This is a genomic window from Prauserella cavernicola, from assembly GCF_016595675.1.
Lineage (GTDB): Bacteria > Actinomycetota > Actinomycetes > Mycobacteriales > Pseudonocardiaceae > Prauserella_A > Prauserella_A cavernicola.
The window spans coordinates 379,075-399,029 of record NZ_JAENJH010000004.1 but is presented as its reverse complement, the minus strand read 5'-3'; the positions used below and the strand labels follow the sequence as shown (position 1 = coordinate 399,029).

Genomic DNA, 19,955 nt, shown 5'->3' with positions numbered 1-19,955 from the left:
TTCCTTACAACTGCGTGGCGGCCGTGACGATGAGGCCGCCGAGCGCGACACACCACACGTAGGGCAGCGTCCGCACCATCACCTGCTGCGGGCTGACCCCGGAGTACTGGGCGGCCCACACGGTCTGCGTGCTCGTGGGGTCGGCGACTCCGAACACCTGGTTGTACGAGGCGGTCAGGCCCAGCACGGCCACCGCCGGGTAGATGCCGGCGGAGATGAGCACCCCCGCGATGCCCGCACCGAGGCCGAAGACGTTGAGCGGGCCCCGGTAGAGACACAGCGGCGTCAGCAGCGCGAAGACCACGACGAAGACCACCGGGTGTCCCGGGCTGATCGCCGTGACGAGCGGGTTGAGCGCCTCGACCGCGCCGGGCAGTGTCACCGCGGAGAGCAGGATGCCGATCGCCACGAACAGCGCGATGGGCGGCGCGGCGATGTCGAACGCGCCGTAGAGCGTGCGCAGCAGGCGCTTGTTCATGTCCCTCGGCCGCGTCGTGGTCACCAGCGCGTACAGCACGCCCGCGAGCATCGACGGGATGATCGGCAGCTCGAAGCCGAGCGCGAGCACCAGCGGTACGAGCGGGGCGAGCAGCGCGTACCAGGGCGCGTCGCCCAGCTGCTTCGCGCGCTTGCGGCTGCGGTCGCCCGCGGGAGCGGCCAGCGACCAGGCGTGCTCGACGCCCTTGCGGCGGGTCTCGACGAGCACGAACAGCACGGCGAACACCACCGCGAAGGGGAACAGCATGAGCATGAAGCCGCGCACGGTCTCCACCGGCAGGTCCAGCGTGGTGGAGAAGAACTGCCAGATCGGCAACTCGAACGGCATCCCGGCCGCGATTCCCATGAGGATGGTGCCCGCGGCGGTGGTCTTCGGCACGCCGACCGCGACCATCGCGGGGATGCCGATGATGCCCGCCATCATCGCGGCGGGCGCGGAACCGGTGACGGTGCCGATGAGCGCGGAGACGACGAGCACGCCGAGCGCGACCACCGTGGGCCGGTCGCCGCCGAACTCGACGATCTTGCGCACGAGTGTGCTGGCGATGCCGGTCTCGGCCATCAGCTTGCCCATCCACGAACCGATGAGCACGGCGATCATCGTGGCGGCCTGCGCGATGGAGCCTTCCTGCAGGACCGTCTCGAGGATGCTGTTCTCGCCGGTGAGCGGCGCGCCCACCACCGCCGCGATCGCCACGCCCAGCAGAACGAGGGCGAAGGCAGTGGGCAGTTTGCGCGTGAGCATCAGGCCGACGCCCGCGAGCATCAGCAGGAGAATGACGATTCCCATGGCGGTACCTCAGTCCTGTGCGAGGGCCCGGACCGCGCTCGCGAGCGCGGCGGTGAGCAGAAGGGGGCTGCGGCCGAGACCGCGGCTCGCGGCGGCGTAGCCGTGCGCGACGAGCTCGTCGGCACCGGCCACGTGTGCGGTGATCCGGAACCTGCCGAGGCGCAGGGCGGTGTGCCCGAGCCGCTCGCGCAGCGCGCGCCGCAGCGCGACGTCGCCGTGCAGTAGCAGGTGGGCTTCCTCGTGCGCGAGAGCGGCGGCACGCAGCGCGCCGTCGGCGTAGGACTCGCGCCAGCCCAGCAGGTCGACGAGCTCCTCGCCGAGAGCGAGGGTGTCGGTGAACAGCTCGACCGTGGGCACGGGACGGGACACGTATTTGGCGAGCAGGAGCTGCTCGACGCCGCCGGCGCGCTCGACGACGCGCGGCGCCCGGTCGCGGCCCTCGCCGACGAGCCCGGCACCGAACTCCGTGGCCACGCTCGCCCAGCGGCGCAACAGTTCCGGAGCGCGGTTCTCGTGGGTCGGCGTGTCGGCCAGCAGCCGGACGCCGAACTCCACATCGGACAGCTCCGCCAGCTCGGCGCACTCGGCGCGCAGTCGCTCGCGCCGGGCGCGGCCAAGCCGGTCGAGGGTCGCGACGGCGGAGCCGCTCATGCGCGGGCCTCCAGCACCGCGATCACCGGCTCGTCGGCGGCCCGCGAGCGCAGTTCGCTGCGCGCCAGCGCGAGCAGCGAGTCCGCGTCCAGTACACCGGAGAGGTCGGCGATGCGCGAGCCGAGCAGCAGTCGCAGAGCGGGGGCGCGCACACCTCCGTCGCCGTAGGACGTGGACTCGGTGATCAGCCGGGTCAGCAGCTCGGGAGCCTCGCCGACCGTGGTCGTCGCGACGTGCGCGTCGGCGGCGTGCAGGCGCACCACGCCGTCGCTGTCGAGGACCCGGACCGGGTGGCGCGGCTTGCGGAACCGGCGCCGTCGCGTGGTGCCGTAGACGGTGTGCGCGGGCGTGCCCGCGAGCACCTCCACCGAAGTCGGATCGACCTTGAGGCTCGTGGCCGCCGCGGTGAGCCGCTCGGTGTCGTCGGCGCGGTGGGCGCGGTCCTGGGTGCGCAGCTCGGTGGCTCCGGTGGCGACGGCGCGCACGGTGTTGGTCTGCGGATCCACCGTCACCTCCACCTCCACGGCCTCCGGTGCGGCGCCCTGCGCCACGACGGCGGCCTCGGCCTCACCCCGCACGCCGAGGATCTGCTCCTGCGTGGCACCGGGGATGATCCGCTCGACCTGCTCCCGCACCAGTGCGAGCGCGACGCCGATGGGGCTGATCACCTCGTTGTGCGCGGCGATGCGGCCCTCGAGACCGGTGTCGGCGGCCAGGTGCGGCGTGACGGCCGCCGCGCCGCCCCCGCCACCGACGAGGACGGCGGTGTCGCGGTCGAGGCGGTAGTCGCGGATCATCGTGTCCACCACCTGGCGCACCTGGCGCACGCCCGCGTCCAGCACCTGCGTCGCGGCACCGGCGACGTCCGTGCCGAGCGCCGCCGCGAGCGGAGTCAGCGCCGCCACGGCCACCTCCGGGTCGCACGCGGCGAAGTCGCCCTGCGGGACCCTGCCGAGCGCGTTGGCCGCGCAGGTCATGGTGATGGCGAACCGTCCGCCGGCGGCGTCGAGCACCACGTAGTCGGCCGGGTCGCCCTCCAGCGGGCGCACGGTGGACAGCGTCGCGTCGCGCAGGTCGTCGAGATCGGCGTAGCAGGCGTAGGGCAGGCCCGCGATGTGCGCACTGCGCGGCCCCACGGCCTGCACCTTGCCGCCGCTGAGCCGCACCATGGAGCCGCCGCCGACCCCGACCGTTCGGACGTCCAAAGCGGACAGATACGACGACCGGCCGAGGATCGTAGCGTGCTTGACCGAGACCTTGCCGCGGCGGATCACGCTGATGTCGGTGGACGTGCCACCGGTCTCCAGGAACACGCCCTCGCTGACGCGTTCCTGCATCAGCGCGCCCGCCACGCCCGCCGCGGGTCCGGAGAGGACGGTCAGCAGCGGGCGGCGGCGCATCTCGGCCAGCGACATGACGCCGCCGTCGCAGCGCATCACCATCAGCGGCGCCTGCACCCCCGCCGCCGTGATGCTCGAGTCCACCAGGTCCGCCGTGGCGAGCATCTTCGGCATGATCGCGGCGTTGACGACCGCGGTGCGGGTGCGTTTGCGCAACCCGTACAGCGAGGTGATCTCGTGCGCGGCCGTCATCGGCAGCCCGTACGGGCGGGCCGCCTCCAGCACCGCCTCCTCGCCGTCCGGCAGGTCCACGCTGAACGGCTCGCTGGCCACGAGCACCTCGGCACCGGCCTTGGTGACCTCCTCCACGGCCGCACGCACACCGTCGACATCACCGGGGTCAGCGACGTGCGCGTAGTGCAGTGGCAAGCGCTTGCCCGGCGTGAGCTCCAGGTTCGCGAGCCCGGCGAGCCGCTTGGTGGGCAGGGAGGCCGTTCCCGTGCCGATACCGACCAGGCCGACCGGCGCCACGTCCCCCTCGAGCAGGGCATTGGTGGCCTGGGTGGTGCCGTGCGCGAGGAACGCGACGTCGTCCGGTGTACAGCCGACGTCCTTGAGCAGCCGGTTCAACGCCTCGACGATGCCGTGCGCGACACCGTCGGCGTGATGGTGGCTGGTCGGGACCTTCACCTGCGCGATGAGCTCCAGCGTGCCGGAGTCGATCGCGACGGCGTCGGTGAAGGTCCCGCCGACGTCGATGCCGACGCGGATGCGGGATGAGGCCACAGTGGACACCTCCTTGTGTCGTGGGACGGCCTAGTAGCCGCGAACGTCCGGCCAGTGGCGCTGGACGCCGCCGCGGTCGAGCACGCGGGCGAACTCGTCGAACCGCTTGTCCTCTTCCTGGACCTGATGGGGCTGCACGTTCTCGGTGAGACAGTGCGCGGCGAGCGCGCCCGCGACCTCGCCGATGTTCCATTCGACGGGGTGCAGGCGGTAACAACCGTTGGTGATGTGGGTGGTGCCGATGTTCTTGCCCGCGGGCAGCAGGTTGCGCACCCGGCGCGGCACGAGCGCGCCGAGCGGGATCTCGAACGGCACGGAGCCGATGTCGATGTAGTTGTCACCGCCGGTGGACGGGTGCAGGTCGATGCGGTAGTTGCCGACGCCGACCGAGTCGCGGTGCTTGGTGCCGCCGTACGGCCCCACGAGGTCGATCGCCACGTCGTGCTCGGTGACCGTGGTGACCGCCTTGATGCGGCGGGCCTCGCGGACGTAAGCCGACTTCGCGAGACCGTCGGCGGTGCCGGTGATGTCGGGGCGGATCCGGAGCCCGGGAAAGCCCGTGCCGCCGTCGGTGCGCGGCGCCTCGGTCTGCAGCCAGTACAGCACCGACCGCGACAGCTCCCTGGCTCCCTCGAGCGCCTCGCGGGCCGTCTGCTCGCCGTCGCCGACGAGCGGCTTGAGCCAGTAGTCGTTGAGCGGCCAGTTGACGAGCGTGATGTCGGAGCCGAAGGCGCCGGGCCGGTGCAGCCCGCGGGCGAGGATGCGGCGGAAGCCCCACAGTTCCTTGTCGCCCGCGTCGGCGCTCTGGTCGGCGTTGACGGCCAGCGGGTCGACGTCCGGGTTGGGCACGAAGGTGCGGTCGACGGCCGCGAGCGAACGCGGGTCGGGCGCCAGGAAGCCGAGCAGCGGGCCGGGCCAGAAGTCGGGCCGGTACGAGCGCCAGAAGTCGTAGTCGGCGGGCCGGTCGATGGTGTGGTTCTCGCCCTCGTGGTGGGAGACGGCGAAGCAGACGGTGATGCCCTGCTGGTTGAGCGGGTCCGCGACGTCGGGGGCGTGCGGCTCGTCGTACTCGGAGCGGGCCTCGGCGCCGAGCACGTGCTCGACCCCGGCCAGCTCCAGCAGTTCACCGGTCTCGGTGGCGTCGATGACGTACGGAGCGGACACGGTGTGCCGGTCACCGTCGCGGACGTCCTCGAACGTGACGGCGCGAACGGTGTCGCCGTCGGCCTGCGCGCCGACAGGGCGGTGCTCGGTGAGCACGGTGAGCCTGCCCGCGGTCCGGTGCGGGGCGAGCATCGACTCCAGCACGGCGAGCGCGACCTTCGGCTCGTGGCAGAGCTTGCTGACCCGGCCCGCGCCCGGGTTGAGCCGCGGCAGGTCGAGCGCCTCGGCACGCATCGGGTACCAGCGGCGGTAGTGCTCGCGGATCGACTCGCGCAGCGCCCGGTAGGAGGCGGTGACGCCGAACTCCTCCACCCAGGGGTGCTCGTCCGGCGGCACGGCCTGCGCGGTGAGCTGGCCGCCGATCCAGTCGGTCTCCTCGGTCAGGACGGCCCTGCGCCCGGCCCGGCAGACGGCGAGAGCGGCGGCCACGCCGCCCAGTCCGCCGCCCACGATGAGGACGTCGGTCTCGGCCGGAGTGGCGGTGGGGGTAGGCATCGGGTGCGTGCTCCTTGTTCGTCGGGCTCGTTGTTCGCGTGCTGGCAACGGTTTTCGGGTCAGGGGGCGGGCGCCGGGCCCGCGGTGTTCCCGGGCCGGAAGGCACAGGCCACCAGGGGCGATTCGGTCTCGCCGGTGGCGAGCAAGGTCGTGAGCGCGCGCACCGCCGCGGCGCCGAGCTCGGCCCTGGGGATGTCGAAGCCGGTGGGCTCGGGTCGTTCGGCGAGGTCGGCCGGCGGCGAGCCGAGCAGCGCCAGTGAGAGGTCGGCGGGCGCGTCGAGCCCGGCGTCCTCGACCGCCGCGAGCAGCGCGCGCCAGGCGGCGCCGGTGTCGGTCTCCTCGGCGACGAACGCGGTGACGCCCTCGGTCAGGCGCCCACGCAGCCAGTCCGCGGTGATGTCCGTGGCCGGATCGGCGGCGCGGACGACGGCGTCTGTCGCGTCGAGCCCGGCGGCGTCGAGCGCCTCGCGCACGCCGCGCTCGCGGTCGGTGGACGCGGGCGCGTCGTCGTCCTCCCGCACCAGCACAACGCGGCGGTGGCCGAGCTCCGCGAGCCTGCGCACCACCTCGGCGCTGGCCTCGACGTAGTCGGCGCCGACCCAGGCCAGGCCCTCGAGCTCGTCGCGACGTCCGATGTGGACGGCCGGGTAGCCGTGCTCGACCAGCCTGCGCAGTTCGTCGGCGGGTACGTGGCGGCCGAGGAACAGGCACCCGTCGGCGAGCCGCACGCGCTCCAGCGCGCCGGAGGTGCCGGCCTGCGCGCCACCGGAACTGGACCCGGTGAACAGCACCAGGTCGTAACCGTGGACCGCCGCCTCCTGCTCCACGCCGACGAGGAACGGGTAGTACGAGTGCTCCACGGCCGTCGGGAACGTGGCGGTGAAGCTGAAGACGCCGAGCAGGTTGTTGCGGGCAGCGGCCAGCCTGCGCGCGGCCGGGTCGGGCACGTAGCCCAGCTCCTTGGCCGCCTCAAGCACCCTGGCGCGGGTGTCGGGGTGGAGCACGATGCCCTGCTTGTTCCCGCCGAGCACCAGCGACACCGTCGTCTGCGAGACCCCGGCCAGCCGGGCGACCTCCGCCTGCCGCGGTCGCCCTCGCCGCGCCTTCGCGGGTGGGTGCTCGGTCATGCGCACTCCTTCGACTAATACGCATTAGTTCCGGACACCAGGTCGTTTTTCGGTGCTAATGCGGATTAGCGAGAAGTGTGCTGCCGGGTCCCGGACCCAGTCAAGAGCAGCGAAAACCTAATATCCGGCTAATATCCCGAACCCCCTGGACCCGCCCTGCCCAGACTGCGGTGAAGGGCACCTTTACTGCGTTGAACGCAGTAAAGGTGCCCTTCACCGCAGGGTGGCGGCCCTGTTGGTGGGCCCGCTCAGTGCGCGAGCATCGGCGGGGTGGGGGCAGCCTCGTCGTCGCCGACCGGCGGGACCGGCGGGCGCTTCGGCAGGAACAGCGCCGGCACCAGGCACAGCGCCACCAGCAGCAGCGACCACACGAACGTGCTCGCGAACGAGTCGGCCGCGAGCACCGCCGCCGCGTCACGCGTCTGCGGGTTCTGCAGTGCGGCCGTGGCCGCCAGCTGACCCTGACTCGTCGGCACCCCGAACTTCCCGGCCAGCAGCGCCGCCAGGATGATCGACATCACCGCGGCGCCGATCGCGCCTGCCGTCTGCTGGATGATGTTGAGCGCGCTGGAGGCCTGGGCGACGTCGGAGTTGCGCAACGTCTGCAGCGCCGCCGACATGATCGGCATCATCGACGCGCCCATGCCGAGGCCGAGCACGAACAGCGACAGCATCAGCAGCCAGTACGGCGTGTCGGCACCGACCTGGGCGAACACCGCGAGCCCCGCGAGGATCACCACGAGCCCGGGCAGCACGATCTTGCCCGCGCCCGCGCGGTCGGCGAACCTGCCCGCGATCGGCATCATCACCATCGCGCCCAGACCCTGGGGCGCCAGCAGCAGACCGGCCTGCAACGCCGACTCCCCGCGCACGAGGATGAAGTACGTCGGCAACAGCAGCATCGCGCCGAAGAACGCCACGGCGAACAACGACATCGTGCCCGCCGCGATGGCGAACGTCCGGTTGCGGAAAAGCCCGAGGTTCACGAGCGGGTTCTCAACCCGCAGTGCGCGCACGATGAAGCCCGCGATCAGCACAATGCCCAGCGACATCGGCAACCACACGCTCGTCTCCCCGATCCCGCCCGCGGCGGGGATGTCGGAGACGCCGTAGATCAGCAGTGCGAGACCCGGCGAGAGCATCAGCATGCCCGGGAAGTCGAACCGGCCAGCGGGCTGCGGCTCGTCCTTCGGCAGCAGCCGCCACGCGAGGTAGAGGGCGACCGCGCCGATCGGCACGTTGATGTAGAAGATCCAGCGCCAGCTCACCGAGTCCACCAGCCAGCCGCCGAGGATCGGGCCCGCGATCGGGCCGAGCAACATCGGCACGCCGAGCACGGCCATGACGCGGCCGACCCGGTGCGGACCCGCCGCCTTCGTCATGATCGTCATGCCCGCGGGCATGAGCATGCCGCCGCCGAGGCCCTGCACCACGCGGAACGCGATCAGCGACTCGACGCTCCACGCCATTCCCGCCACCACAGAACCGACCAGGAACAGTGCGATCGCGAGCATGTAGAGGCGTTTGGTGCCGAACCGGTCGGCGGCCCAGCCCGTCACCGGGATCACGGTCGCGAGGGCCAGCATGTAGCCGGTCGCGACCCACTGGATGGTGTCGAACGACGTCTCGAACTCCAGCGTCAGCTGCTGCAGCGCGACGTTGACGACGGTCGTGTCCAGGATCGCCATGATGGCGCCGAGCACCACGACGCTGGCGACCTTCAGCACCGCCCGGTCGAGTTTGTCGTCAGCGGGCTCGGGTCGATCGCCCGAATTCAGTTCCGAAGTTGTCATCAAAAACCGTTTCTCGTGAAGAAGTCACAACGAAACGGGGTGTCAACAAGAATTCCCCCACTTCAGTGGAGAATCGTACTCGCGGACGATTTCGGCGGGCAACGCGGTTTCTGAGTGTGCGGCGTCACGCCCTCGGCACGGGCGTCGTCGCGACGCAGTTCCGTTCGAGGCTGCCGAAGTACAGCGTGCCCGCACGCTCGCGGACGCCGGAGAGCACGTCGAAACCGTCGATCTCGCCCTCTAGGCGGTGCACGACGTCGCCGAGCGCGGACACTGCGAGCACGCCACACGTGCTGGCCGGCGACGGTTGCAGCCACGCGGGCAGCGCGCGCACCGCCGTACGCACGGGCGCGGGCAGCTTGCGCACCACGTCCAGCACGGGCAGTTTCGAACTCGCCTGCGAGACCCAGATCAGGCCGTCACTGCCCGTGGAAATATTGTCGGGAAAACCGGGAAGATCGTCGACGAAAATGCCTTCGGTGCCCGTTTCCTCACCTTTCAGCCAGAATCGGCGCACGCGGCACGCCGACGTTTCGGCCACGGCCACGAACGACTCGTCGGGCGGCAACGCCACCCCGTTGGCGAATTGCAGCCCCCCGGCGACGCGCTCCACCCGGCCGTCCGGCGCGCGCCGGAACAGCCTGCCGGTTCCGGTCTGCTCGATGAGGTCGTCGCGGTAGCGCTCGATGGAGAACACCGTGGAGGTGTCGGTGAAGTAGATCGTGCCGTCGGAGGCGACGGCGGCGTTGTTGCAGAACACCATCGGCACACCGTCGATCTCGCCGACCAGCGTGCGCACCGCACCGTCGGCGACCGACACCACGAGCAGACCCCGATGCGCGTCACAGACGAGCAACTCCCGCTCGTCGCCGAAGAACTCGATGCCCAGCGGCCTGCCGCCGGTGTCGGCGATCGTGTCGATGCGGCGCCCGCCGGGCCCGACGCGGATGACGCGGCCGTCCTCGAGTCCGGTGTAGACACCGCCGTCGGCGTCCACCAGCACGTCCTCCGGCCCGCGCCCGTTGACCGGGTAGAGCTCCACCTTGCCGAACCGCGCCATGCCGACCGCCTCCTACCGATAGCTGAGCAGCCGCCTCGTCTCACCCTCGAAGTGGCCGTGCTCGTTGAACGACAGCAGGGTCGTACCCGACCTGCCCGTGACGAACTTGGTGATGCCCGCGTTGACGACCACCCGGTTGAACGTGATCAGGCCCCTCGCCGCGTCCCCGGTGGCCAGTCCGCACAGCGTCGCGATCACGCCACCGGAGGTGACGACCACCGCCTGCTCGCCCGAGCCCAGCCGCGCCACCAGCTCCTCGAACGCACCGCGCACCCGCCCGAGAAAGTCGGGCCACGGCTCGGCCGCCGGACTGGCGGCACCCGCCTCGGTCCACGCGGAGAGGGCCGTCTCCAGCGCGGTCTGGTACGCCCTCGGCTCGGCGCCGTCCTGCGTCACCGCGCCGCCGTGGTGGGCGGCGAGGTCGACGTGGTCGTACTCGTTCCATCGGGGGTCCTCCTTCGCGACGGCGTCCGGCGCGAAGCGCGCGAGTGCCTCGGCCGCGGTCGCCCGCTGGCGCGAGAGCGTGCCGCAGCAGACCTCGTTCGCCCGCACGCCACGCCTGCCGAGCTCGTCGCCGGCCAGGCGCGCCTGCTCGGCTCCCCGCTCGGAGAGTACGTCGTAGTCGGCGGCGCCGAAGGAGGCCTGCCCGTGACGCACCAGGTAGATGGCGCCCATGTCAGACGAACCTGCGCAGCTGACCGACCGGCATGAACCGCATGACGGGGCTCAGCAGCACCCAGGGAAACGTCGGGACGTAGGCCCTCGGCCGTTCTTTCTCGATGGCCTTGACCAACGCCGCCGCTCCGCGCGCGTTGCTGCTGAGCAACGGAGTGCGGCCGACCCCGCCGGTCATCTCGGACTCGATGTAGCCGGGCAACAGGGTGGTCACCGCGATGGGCGTGCCGTGCAGCTCGGCCCTGATGCCGTCGGCCAGCGAGGCGGAACCCGCCTTCGACGCGGCGTAGGCGGTGACGTTGCGGGGCAGGCCGCGCAGCGCGCTGAACGACGACACCACCACGAGGTGCCCCGCCTGCTGCTCGCGGAAGATCTCGACCGCGGCCTCGCACTGGGCGAGCGCGGCGACGAGGTTGGTCTGGACGGTCTGCCGGTTGACCTCGAAGGAGCCGGTGCCCACCGGCTGTCCCTTGCCGATGCCCGCGTTGACGATCACACGGTCGAGGGCGCCGAGCTCGTCGCGGAACTCGCGGAAGACGGTGAACACGGCCTCGTGGTCGTTGACGTCGAGCGCGCGGGTGACGACACGGACCCCGTGGCGGCTCTTCAGTTCGTCGGCGAGCTCCTCGAGCCGGTCGGTGCGGCGGGCGCACAGAGCCAGATCGCGCCCCTCGGCCGCGAAGCGGCGGGCCATGCCCTGACCGAGTCCCGCACTCGCTCCGGTGATGACGATGCTCTTCCGGTAGACCATGCGCCGACCCTACCGTTTGGTAACAAAGCCGGTGGCCCGGCGCGAGAGACGCGCCGGGCCACCGGTAGTACGTGCTGGCTGTTGCTGTTGTCCTACGCCGTTGCCGTCAGGCTCACTCGCCCACGTACAGCAGCTTGTTCGCGGTGCCGGGGCTCGCGTTGGTGATCTTGTCCGGCGTCGCGGACTCGGTCAGCGCGGTCTCGACGTCGGCGGGCGCCGCGTCCGGGTTCGCCGCGAGGTACAGCGCCGCGGCGCCGACCACGTGCGGGGTCGCCATCGAGGTGCCGCTGATGGTGTCCTCGCCGCCGTCGTTCCAGGACGAGGTGATGTCCACGCCCGGGGCGTAGAGGTCGACGACCTCGCCGTAGTTGGAGAAGTCGGCCTGGGCGTCGTCGATGTCGCTCGCGGCGACGGTGATGCCCTCCTCGACCCTGGCGGGCGAGCTGTTGCTCGCGTCCTGGCCCTCGTTGCCCGCCGCGATACCGAAGGTGATGCCCGCGGAGATCGCGCCGCTCACGGCGTCGTCGAGCGCCTGGTCGGCGGGGCCGCCGAGGCTCATGTTGGCGACGGACGGGCCGTTGGCGTTCTCGGCGACCCAGTCGATTCCGGCGACGACCTGCTCGGTGGTGCCGCTGCCGTTGGCGTCGAGCACGCGGACCGGAACGAGGTCGACGTCCGGGGCGATGCCGTACTCGGCGCCACCGATGGTGCCCGCGACGTGGGTGCCGTGACCCTGCTCGTCGGTCGGGTCCTCGTCGTTGTCGATGAAGTCGGCACCGCCGGTGACCCTGCCGCCGAAGGTCGGGTGGTCGGCCGTCACACCGGTGTCGATGACGTAGGCGGTGACGCCCTCGGCGCTACCGCTGGGGGCGTAGGTGTCGTCCAGCGGCAGGTCCCGCTGGTCGCTGCGGTCGAGACCCCAGGAAGCCGGGGCCTGCTGGGTGTGGAACCGTTGGTTCTGCGTGACGTACGCGACGTCGCTGTCCGCGGCGAGACGCTTGGCCTCGGCCTCACTGGCCTTGACCGAGAACCCGTCGAGGGCGGTGTCGAAGGTGCGCGAGACGTTGGCGCCATACTCGGACGCGAGGGTCGTCGCGGCCGACGACACGCTGGCCGTGCGAGCCGTGTCCTTGAGGACCACGATGTAGCTGTCCGAGACGGCGGTGGGGCTGTTGGCCGACAGGATCGTGCCTTCGGCCGGCGCCGCCTGCGCCGCGCCCATGTTGGCGGCGACCACGCCGGTGATGCCCGCAAGCACCGCTCCCGTGGTGACGCTCCGCCGTAGCTTTCGCGAGTTGCCCATTGGCTTCCTTCCTCGTCCCCAGCAGTACGGGAAACATGCAAGCTGGAAAGGTCACAGTTGGGCAATAATTCACAGTTACCAGTTGTAGGCCGTTCGGAGTAACCTCTGGTAGTCCGATAGGGGTCTTGATTACCCTGCGAAGCCAGCACCGTGGTCGTTACAGAGCGCTGCTAACCTTGTTCATATCGTTATGGCCGAACGCCGTCGGGGGGCGAGCCGGAAATTGGGTGGCACCGCATTCTCGGCGGCCCTGCGAGGCGCCATTTCCACGAGCGGACTGGGCCTCGACCGCATTCAGGCGCGGCTCCAGGAACACGGAATCACCGTCAGCGTCACCGCACTCAGTTACTGGCAGTCCGGAAAACGCCAGCCGGAACGGCTCAGTTCCATTTCCGCCGTCCGCGCACTGGAACAGATCCTCGCATTGCCCTCGGGAGCGCTACTCGGCCTGCTCCCGCCGCCCCGGCCGAGAGGCACGTCGTCGCGCAGGCGCGCTGACGACACCGCGCGGCCGCTGACGCTCGACGCCGACACCGGCATCGCGCTCGTCGGGCTCCACGATCGCTGCGAGGTCTCCCCTGGTGGCGCGCAGAGCACGGTCACGGCCAAGGCGGTCTTCATGGCGAGCGCGGACGGCCAGGACCGCTGGCTGCTCGCCTACCGCCAGGACGGCCCCGGCACCCAGGCGCCCGCGGTGAGCGCGCTGCGCAACTGCACGATCGGCAGGGTCGAGGTGGACGTCGAGGCCGGGCTCACGCTCGCCGAACTGATCTTCGCAACCCCGATCGACACCGGCGAGACCTATCTCGTCGAGTACGAACTGCGCTACGCCCACGTTCCCGGCCCGCAGTTCCGCAGCACCCATTTCCGCGAGTTCTGGCACCCCATTCCGGAATACCTTCTGGAAGTGCATTTCGGTGCCGGGGAGCCGCCCGCACAATGCTGGCGGTACTCCCGGCCGCGGGACGCCCCCGACGCCGAGACGACCGCGATCAAGATCGACGACGCCAACAGCGTGCACGCCATCGCGCTCGACTTCGGCCCCGGGGTCTTCGGGATCGGGTGGACGTAGCGTCCGCCCCACAACTTTCGTCGGGCGCTCAGCTCAGTTCGCCGCGCAGCAGCTTGCCGGTGGCGTTGCGGGGCAACTCGGCCAGGAACTCGACGTCGCGCGGCACCTTGTACCGCGCCAGGTTCCGCTTGACGTGGTCGCGCACGGTGTCGGCGTCGAGCGAGGCACCCCGCGCGACCACGACGAACGCCTTGAGCCGCTGCCCGTACTCGTCGTCGGGCACGCCGATAACGGCGGCCTCGACCACATCGTCGCGCTCGACGAGGAGGTTCTCCACCTCGACCGGGTACACGTTCTCGCCGCCGGAGACGATCATCTCGTCGTCGCGGCCGTCGATGAACAGCAGCCCGTCGGCGTCGAAGTGCCCGACGTCGCCGCTGGAGAGCAGGCCGTCGATGATCTCCTTGTGCCTGCCGTCGGTGTAGCCCTCGAACGCCAGCCCGCTGCCGACGAACACGCGTCCGGTCACGCCGGGCTCGGTGATCCGGTGGCCCTGCTCGTCGTAGAGCGCAACGCGGCAGCCGACGGGCGCGCGGCCAACGGTGCCCGGTGCACGACGCCAGTCCTCCGGCGTGGCGACGGTGGCCACCGCGACCTCGGTGGAGCCGTAGAGGTTGTGGATGACGTCACCGAAGATCTCGGTGGCCCGGTTGCCGACGCCGGGCGGCAGCGCCGAGCCCGCGACGAAGATGATGCGCACGCTCGACGTGTCGTGCCTGCCGATCACCTCGGGGCCGAGGTCGATGATGCGCTGCAGCATGGTCGGGACCAGCACCACGGCACTGCAGCGGTGCTCGGCGACGGCACGCAGCGTCTGCTCGGCGTCGAACTTGCGGCGCAGCACCACCGTGCAGCCGAGCGCCAGCGAGAGGATGAACTGGGAGATCCCCGTGCCGTGGAACAGCGGCGCGCCCATGAACGTCGCCTCGCCGACCCGCAGCGGGATGCGGTCGAGGAACTGCGCCGAGTGCAGCGGCGAGATCTTGGGCCGCGGCGCGCCCTTCGGTGTGCCGGTAGTGCCGCTGGTCAGCAGCACCAGCCCGCCCGGCTTCTCCGGCGGCGTCACGGGCCGGTCGTCGGCGCTGGCGATGATCTCGTCGAGCACGGGCAGTTCGTGGCCTGCCAGGTCGGAGTCGGTCCACGCGAGGTAGCGGTCGACGCCCTCGATCCCGGAGAGCAGGTCGGTGAACTCCTCGTCGTAGACCAGCACCTCCACCTTCTCGCGCGCGGCGACGTCGGTGAGCTGCGGCTTGGCGAAGCCGGTGTTGAGCAACAGCAGCGGCGCCCCGAGCTTGCCAGCGGCGAGCATGGTGAGGACCAGGCCGCGGTGGTCGCGGCACAGCACGGCGACGGCCGAGCCCGGCCGCACGCCGCGCTCGGACCACGCGCGAGCCAGCGCGTTGGACTGCTGGTCGAGCTGGGAGAAGGTGAGCGGCCCGCGCTCGTCGACGATGCCGACGGCCATCGGGTCGCGGTGGGCCGCGATGCGGACCGATCCGGCGAGCGGGCCGAAGCGGCGGGTCGCGACCAGCGAACGGATCCCCTCGTCGACGCGCGGGAGCGGGACGAGTCCCGCCCGCCACAGCACCTCGACACTGCGGGCCGTCTCGGACACGCGGCTGGCCAACTCGGCCACGGTGGGCGGCCTTCTCATCGGGGCACCTCCTCGAGCTCGACGAACATAACCTACCGGCAAGTAGCTACGGGCGTCGACCGCAACCTGTCGGTGCCCCAGCGCAGAATCACACCGTGCAGCTGATCCTCGCGCGCTCCTCCGGCGCTGTCCACGCCGTGCGCGCCCTCGGCGGCGAGCTCGCCGTGCCCGCCGAGCTGAGCGGGGCTGAACTGGTGGAACACGCCGCGCGCTGGGAGCGGGAACTGCGCCCGCGCTGGGTCTTCGCCTCGGTCGAGCACGACTATCCGCTGCTGCTGGACGGCGGCGTCCGCGTCCACCGCTGTCATGATCTTTCCCTGATCGAGGGAATCCTGTTGGCGCACGAGGGCAGGCACGAGCAGTCGCGCAGCCTCGCCGCGGCCTACGCGCGGGCCCGCGGGCTCGAGCCACCGCCCGACGAGCGGCCCTCCCACCCCGACCTCGACGAGCAGCCCACTCTGTTCGACCCGCGCGGCTCGGGCCTGCCCGACGGGGTGGAGCTGGTGGACGCGATGGAGGTGGTGCTCGCCGAGCAGTTGCGGCGCCTCGAACGGCTGCCGCACCCCGAGCGGCTGCGGCTGCTCGTCACCGCGGAGTCGGCGAGCGCGCTCGCCGCGGCGGAGATGTCTGCCGACGGCCTGCCGTGGCGGGCCGGCGCACACCGGGAACTGCTCACGGAACTGCTCGGCGAACGGGTCCCCGCCGGGCAGCGACCGCGCAAACTCGCCGAGCTGGCAGACCGGGTCCAGGACGCGTTCGGCGGGCGGGCGCTCAATCCCGACGCGCCCGGCAGCGTGGTGCGCGCGTTCGGCAGGGCCGGCATCTCCATCCCGTCGGCGAGGGCGCACGTGCTGCGCGAGCTCGATCACCCCGCGGTCGCGCCGCTGCTGGAGTACAAGGAACTCGCGCGGCTGCACTCCGCGCACGGCTGGGCGTGGCTCGACCAGTGGGTGCACGACGGGCGGTTCCGGCCGGTGTACGTCGTGGGCGGGGTCGTGTCGGGGCGCTGGGCCAGCCGGGGCGGCGCGGCGCTGCAGATCCCGCGCGTGCTGCGCTCGTGTGTGCGCGCCGATCCCGGCTGGAAGCTCGTGGTGGCCGACGCCGCGCAGCTGGAGCCCCGCGTCCTCACCGCACTGTCCGGCGACCGGCAGCTCGCCGAGGTGTCGGGGTCGACGGACCTCTACACGAGCCTGGCCGAGGCGATGTTCCCCGGCGCGGAGGCCTCCGACGAGAACCGCGGCCGCGCGAAGATCGCGATGCTCTCGGCGATGTACGGCGGCACAGCGGGCGAGGCGTCGTCGCTGCTCGCCTTGCTGCGCCGCCGGTTCCCGGCCGCCGTGTCCTATGTGGAGCAGGCAGCGGTGGCGGGCGAACGCGGCGAGCTCGTGCGGTCCCGGCTCGGCCGCACCTCTCCCCCGCCCTCGGCGGCGTGGCGTGCGCTCACCGGCGGCGCGGGCGACGAGGACCAGGCCCGCAGGGCCGCCCGCGACTGGGGCCGGTTCACGCGCAACTTCGTGGTGCAGGCCAGCGCGGCCGACTGGACGGCCGTGCTGCTCGCGACCCTGCGCCGGCGCCTGCCCCATCCGGCGCACCTGGTGCTCTTCCAGCACGACGAGGTGCTGGTGCACACTCCCGCCGAGCTGGCCGAGCAGGTGACCGAGTGCCTCGCCGAGGCGGTCCGCGAGACCGCGACGCGGGTGTTCGGCCCGTCGTGCCCGGTCCGTTTCCCGATGCCCGCCGCGATCGTGGACGCCTACTCGGAGGCGAAGTGAGCCGCTAGACGGCCGACCCCCGGCGCAGGAACTCGCCGTCCGTCAGGTCCAGCACCCGATGCGGGATGCGGCGCTGCCGCAGTGCGGCGGTGCCGTGCTCGGTGGTGACCACGGTGCCGCCCTGGCCCACCACGTGCTCGCCGTCGAAGATCACGGTTCCCGCCGCGACGGTGAGCCGCACCGTCCGCTGTCCACTGTCGACGATCACCAGGTCGGCGTCGGCTCCCGGTGCGATCGTGCCCTTGCCGCGCAGTCCGAACAACGCCGCGGGCGCACGGCTGGTCTTGTGCGCGAGCTGCGGCAGGCTCAGCGCACCGAACTGCACCAGCGCGAGTCCCTGGTCCAGCACCAGGTTGCGCCAGTAGCCGCCGTCGGAGGAGATGGCGTCCACCACGAACTCGCCCGTGCCGTCGAAGCGCACGGTGCCGCTCTCGTCGCGGCGCGCGCAGCTCTGCATGAAGCCGGAGAGCCGCCGGTTCACCGGGAAGCACAGCGACGCGCGCGCGGGGTCGCGCTCCCACACCGCGCGTCCCTCGTCGCCGGTGACCGGCACCGCCTGCCCGGCGTCCTGGCGCAGGCAGTGGGCGAACCCGTCGGCGAAGGCCCGCACGAGTCCCGCCCGGGTGGTCGGATAGCCGCCCATCCGCAGGCAGTTGACCACGATGTGGTCGGTGAACTCGTCGCCGTCGAGCCCGCCGAGGCACAGGTTCAGCGGGGCGAGATGCGCCTCGCTCACCACCTCGGGATGCTGGTGGAGCAGTGTCAGCGCGAGCTGGTTCTCCTCCACGAGCTCGGTGACCGCGCCGCGCAGATAGGCGTTGGTGTGGGCCAGGTGCAGCGGGTGCCCGTCGGCGAGCTGGAGTGCCTCGCGCATGCCGTCGAGGTTGCTGCCGTTGGCGGTGGTGCCCGCGTGGAAGGCGACATAGCAGCCCGCGTCGGCGCCCTCCGCGATGGCACGCGCCGAGGAGCCGGGGTCACTCGGGAAGTGCCCGCCGAGCAGCTTGATCCCGATCGCGCCGTCGCGCAGCGCCGAGCCCACGTCGTCGCGGATCCTGGCCGAGGGCGTGCCGTCGGTGTAGGCGGGCAGCCCCTGCAGACCGAGGATCGTCAGTCCCGCGGCCGAGGCGTGCCACTGGTCGAGCACGGTGCGGAAGTCGAAGAACTCCACCGCCGTCGTCACGCCTGCGCGGGCGAGCCGTTCGTGCGCGGGCGAGCGGCCCTCCGATCCGTGCGCGGCGAGATCGGTGAGGTGCACGTGGCTGTCGACGACGCCGGGCAGCAGCACCAGTCCGTCGGCGTCGATCTCGGTGGTGGCGCTCTCGGTCAGCTCCGGTTCGACGGCCGTGATGACACCGCCCCGCACGCCGACGTCGGCGACTCCCTGTTCCCCGTCGGCGTCGACGACACAGGCGCGGCGGATCAGCAGGTCGAACGTGCGGGTCATGCGGTATCCCTCCGGTGTGCGTGCCGGTCACGCTACGACAGCCCGAAACCTCGATGCAATATCTCTTGCGTATGTTCTTGCACGCGCAACTTTAGCCAACTACCGTCCCCGTTCAGCATCGAGCGCGAGGGAGCCCACCACATGTCCGACGTCCAGCACGAGGCCGCTCCGCCCCAACCGGACGCCGGTGACCGCGTCTCCCCCGGGCTCAAGGCGGCCAGGATCGGGCTGACCGCACTCGCGCTCGGCCTGAGCCTGATCGTCGGGTTCACCGTGGACGGGCCGACCCTGTGGGGGCTCGCTCCCATCGCGATCTACGCGATCCTGGTGCTCGTCGGGCTGGACATCATGCTCGCGAGCGTCGCCGCGCTGTTGTCGGGATTCCTGTTGCTGCACAGCAATCCCATCGACGCAGCGGGCATGCTCGGTGACGCGCTCGGCTCCGACATCGTCGAGATCGGACTGATCATCATGCTGGGCGCCGGGCTGGGCGAGGTGCTCACCCGCACGCAGGGCGCCACGTTCCTCGTGCGCATGATCGTCGACCGGTTCGGCGTGGACACCGCCGTGCGAGCACAGCTGAGCATCATGATCGCCTCGGGCGTGCTGGTGATCGCGCTCGGCACGCTCATCGGCGCCTTCGCCATCGCCGCACCCATCGTGATCCCCATCGCGGCCCGGCTCGGCTTCACCCGCTCCTCCACCGCGCTGATGATGTTCATCGGCGGGGCGTGCGGCATGTTCGTGGCGCCGTTCGTGGGCTCGATGGTGGCGATCAGGGAGTACTCCGGCATCAGCTACCCGGAGTACGTGCTCACCGCGGGCGGCCCGCTGACCATCGTGTGCTTCGCGGTCGGTTTCGTGGTGATCCGCTGGTGTCAGCGCCACCCGGTCTCGTCCGACGACTACTACGACGAGCGCGAGATCGGCGAGCCCGACGCGGTGCTGCCACCGAGCGCGCGCCGCAGCACCGTCGCGTTCCTGATCTCGTTCGCGGTGCTCGTCGTCTACGGCGTGGTCACCAAGGCGGGCACGTCGTTCGCCGTCGTCGCGCTGGTCCTGATGGCCGTGGTCACCGGGATCGCCGCGCGCATGCCGATCAACACCGTGCTCAAGGCGATCTACGAGGGCTGCGGCCGACTGGTCGACATGTTCCTGCTGTTCTGGATGCTGGCCGCGCTGCTCGCCGTGGTGGAGGAGCTCAAGCCCTACGACGTGCTGCTGGAGCGCTTCGGCACGGACCTGAAGGCACTGGGCGTACTGGGTTTTTTGATCGTGGTCGCGCTGATCGGCTGGCTCGGCATCTCGGGCGCGTCGGCGGCGCAGGTGATCGTGATCGACCGGGTCTTCGGCCCAACGGCCGACGCCCTGGGCGTGCCGGTGGCGGCGTGGGCCGTGGTGCTGCTGTGCTCCTGCCAGGCCGACACCTTCGGCCCGTTCCCCGGACCGAACATGATCTCGCCGATGGCGTTCGCCCGCTCCACCGCGTTGAAGCGGATGATCTACTGCGGCTGGATCCTGCTGGCGGCCTCGCTCGCCGTGTACGTCATCCAGCTCGCGCTGCTGTCGTGAGCCCCGCG

15 protein-coding genes are annotated in these 19,955 nt (G+C 71.4%); 3 read left to right on the top strand and 12 right to left on the bottom strand.

Annotated elements, in window-relative coordinates; all coding sequences use genetic code 11:
• Positions 1-4 precede the first annotated feature (4 nt).
• The 10 genes from JHE00_RS19605 to JHE00_RS19560 form a co-directional block, all read right to left on the bottom strand.
• On the bottom strand, positions 5-1,288 hold the full coding sequence (locus tag JHE00_RS19605) for a TRAP transporter large permease subunit (RefSeq protein ID WP_200320079.1): 1,284 nt from the start codon (positions 1,286-1,288) through the stop codon (positions 5-7).
• A 9-nt stretch (positions 1,289-1,297) separates the two neighbouring features.
• On the bottom strand, positions 1,298-1,939 hold the full coding sequence (locus JHE00_RS19600) for a hypothetical protein (RefSeq protein ID WP_230424546.1): 642 nt from the start codon (positions 1,937-1,939) through the stop codon (positions 1,298-1,300).
• Positions 1,936-4,065: a hydantoinase/oxoprolinase family protein gene (locus JHE00_RS19595; RefSeq protein WP_307832019.1), complete on the bottom strand. Its 2,130-nt coding sequence runs from the start codon at positions 4,063-4,065 to the stop codon at positions 1,936-1,938. Before JHE00_RS19595 ends, JHE00_RS19600 begins: the two co-directional genes overlap by 4 nt.
• 30 nt (positions 4,066-4,095) lie before the next feature.
• The gene (locus tag JHE00_RS19590) at positions 4,096-5,724 is read right to left on the bottom strand and encodes an FAD-dependent oxidoreductase (protein WP_200320077.1); all 1,629 of its coding nucleotides are present in this window, start codon (positions 5,722-5,724) and stop codon (positions 4,096-4,098) included.
• Positions 5,725-5,783: 59 nt separating this feature from the next.
• A complete protein-coding gene (locus JHE00_RS19585) occupies positions 5,784-6,851 on the bottom strand; it encodes a LacI family DNA-binding transcriptional regulator (protein WP_200320075.1) in 1,068 nt (355 codons plus the stop codon).
• A 248-nt stretch (positions 6,852-7,099) separates the two neighbouring features.
• On the bottom strand, positions 7,100-8,644 hold the full coding sequence (locus JHE00_RS19580; protein ID WP_200320072.1) for a DHA2 family efflux MFS transporter permease subunit: 1,545 nt from the start codon (positions 8,642-8,644) through the stop codon (positions 7,100-7,102).
• Between the two features lie 124 nt (positions 8,645-8,768).
• A complete protein-coding gene (locus tag JHE00_RS19575; RefSeq protein WP_200320070.1) occupies positions 8,769-9,704 on the bottom strand; it encodes an SMP-30/gluconolactonase/LRE family protein in 936 nt (311 codons plus the stop codon).
• Between the two features lie 12 nt (positions 9,705-9,716).
• Positions 9,717-10,379 (bottom strand): histidine phosphatase family protein, encoded by a 663-nt coding sequence (locus tag JHE00_RS19570; protein ID WP_200320068.1) that lies wholly within the window; start codon positions 10,377-10,379, stop codon positions 9,717-9,719.
• Position 10,380: 1 nt separating this feature from the next.
• On the bottom strand, positions 10,381-11,130 hold the full coding sequence (locus JHE00_RS19565; protein WP_200320066.1) for an SDR family oxidoreductase: 750 nt from the start codon (positions 11,128-11,130) through the stop codon (positions 10,381-10,383).
• Positions 11,131-11,242: 112 nt separating this feature from the next.
• On the bottom strand, positions 11,243-12,433 hold the full coding sequence (locus JHE00_RS19560; protein ID WP_200320064.1) for a S8 family peptidase: 1,191 nt from the start codon (positions 12,431-12,433) through the stop codon (positions 11,243-11,245).
• 190 nt (positions 12,434-12,623) lie between these two features.
• On the opposite strand from JHE00_RS19560, the gene JHE00_RS19555 reads away from it, so the two are divergent.
• Positions 12,624-13,505, top strand: coding sequence for a hypothetical protein (locus JHE00_RS19555; protein ID WP_200320062.1), 882 nt, complete (start codon positions 12,624-12,626; stop codon positions 13,503-13,505).
• A gap of 28 nt (positions 13,506-13,533) precedes the next feature.
• Here JHE00_RS19555 and JHE00_RS19550 read toward each other — a convergent pair whose 3' ends face one another.
• Positions 13,534-15,159: an acyl-CoA synthetase gene (locus JHE00_RS19550; protein ID WP_200320060.1), complete on the bottom strand. Its 1,626-nt coding sequence runs from the start codon at positions 15,157-15,159 to the stop codon at positions 13,534-13,536.
• Between the two features lie 137 nt (positions 15,160-15,296).
• Between JHE00_RS19550 and JHE00_RS19545 the strand changes: the two genes are divergently transcribed.
• A complete protein-coding gene (locus tag JHE00_RS19545; protein WP_372440478.1) occupies positions 15,297-16,931 on the top strand; it encodes a bifunctional 3'-5' exonuclease/DNA polymerase in 1,635 nt (544 codons plus the stop codon).
• A gap of 4 nt (positions 16,932-16,935) precedes the next feature.
• Here JHE00_RS19545 and JHE00_RS19540 read toward each other — a convergent pair whose 3' ends face one another.
• Positions 16,936-18,375: an amidohydrolase family protein gene (locus JHE00_RS19540; protein ID WP_200320056.1), complete on the bottom strand. Its 1,440-nt coding sequence runs from the start codon at positions 18,373-18,375 to the stop codon at positions 16,936-16,938.
• 141 nt (positions 18,376-18,516) lie between these two features.
• On the opposite strand from JHE00_RS19540, the gene JHE00_RS19535 reads away from it, so the two are divergent.
• The gene (locus tag JHE00_RS19535) at positions 18,517-19,947 is read left to right on the top strand and encodes a Na+/H+ antiporter NhaC family protein (RefSeq protein ID WP_200320054.1); all 1,431 of its coding nucleotides are present in this window, start codon (positions 18,517-18,519) and stop codon (positions 19,945-19,947) included.
• Positions 19,948-19,955: the final 8 nt, after the last annotated feature.

Excerpts from the sequence above, each read along its gene's own strand:
- JHE00_RS19605 (WP_200320079.1), bottom strand. The coding sequence starts at position 1,288 with ATGGGAATCGTCATTCTCCTGCTGATGCTCGCGGGCGTCGGCCTGATG.
- JHE00_RS19600 (WP_230424546.1), bottom strand. The coding sequence starts at position 1,939 with ATGAGCGGCTCCGCCGTCGCGACCCTCGACCGGCTTGGCCGCGCCCGG.
- JHE00_RS19580 (WP_200320072.1), bottom strand. The coding sequence starts at position 8,644 with ATGACAACTTCGGAACTGAATTCGGGCGATCGACCCGAGCCCGCTGAC.
- JHE00_RS19575 (WP_200320070.1), bottom strand. The coding sequence starts at position 9,704 with ATGGCGCGGTTCGGCAAGGTGGAGCTCTACCCGGTCAACGGGCGCGGG.
- JHE00_RS19560 (WP_200320064.1), bottom strand. The coding sequence starts at position 12,433 with ATGGGCAACTCGCGAAAGCTACGGCGGAGCGTCACCACGGGAGCGGTG.
- JHE00_RS19565 (WP_200320066.1), bottom strand. The coding sequence starts at position 11,130 with ATGGTCTACCGGAAGAGCATCGTCATCACCGGAGCGAGTGCGGGACTC.
- JHE00_RS19570 (WP_200320068.1), bottom strand. The coding sequence starts at position 10,379 with ATGGGCGCCATCTACCTGGTGCGTCACGGGCAGGCCTCCTTCGGCGCC.
- JHE00_RS19585 (WP_200320075.1), bottom strand. The coding sequence starts at position 6,851 with ATGACCGAGCACCCACCCGCGAAGGCGCGGCGAGGGCGACCGCGGCAG.
- JHE00_RS19555 (WP_200320062.1), top strand. The coding sequence starts at position 12,624 with ATGGCCGAACGCCGTCGGGGGGCGAGCCGGAAATTGGGTGGCACCGCA.
- JHE00_RS19535 (WP_200320054.1), top strand. The coding sequence starts at position 18,517 with ATGTCCGACGTCCAGCACGAGGCCGCTCCGCCCCAACCGGACGCCGGT.
- JHE00_RS19590 (WP_200320077.1), bottom strand. The coding sequence starts at position 5,724 with ATGCCTACCCCCACCGCCACTCCGGCCGAGACCGACGTCCTCATCGTG.
- JHE00_RS19550 (WP_200320060.1), bottom strand. The coding sequence starts at position 15,159 with ATGAGAAGGCCGCCCACCGTGGCCGAGTTGGCCAGCCGCGTGTCCGAG.
- JHE00_RS19540 (WP_200320056.1), bottom strand. The coding sequence starts at position 18,375 with ATGACCCGCACGTTCGACCTGCTGATCCGCCGCGCCTGTGTCGTCGAC.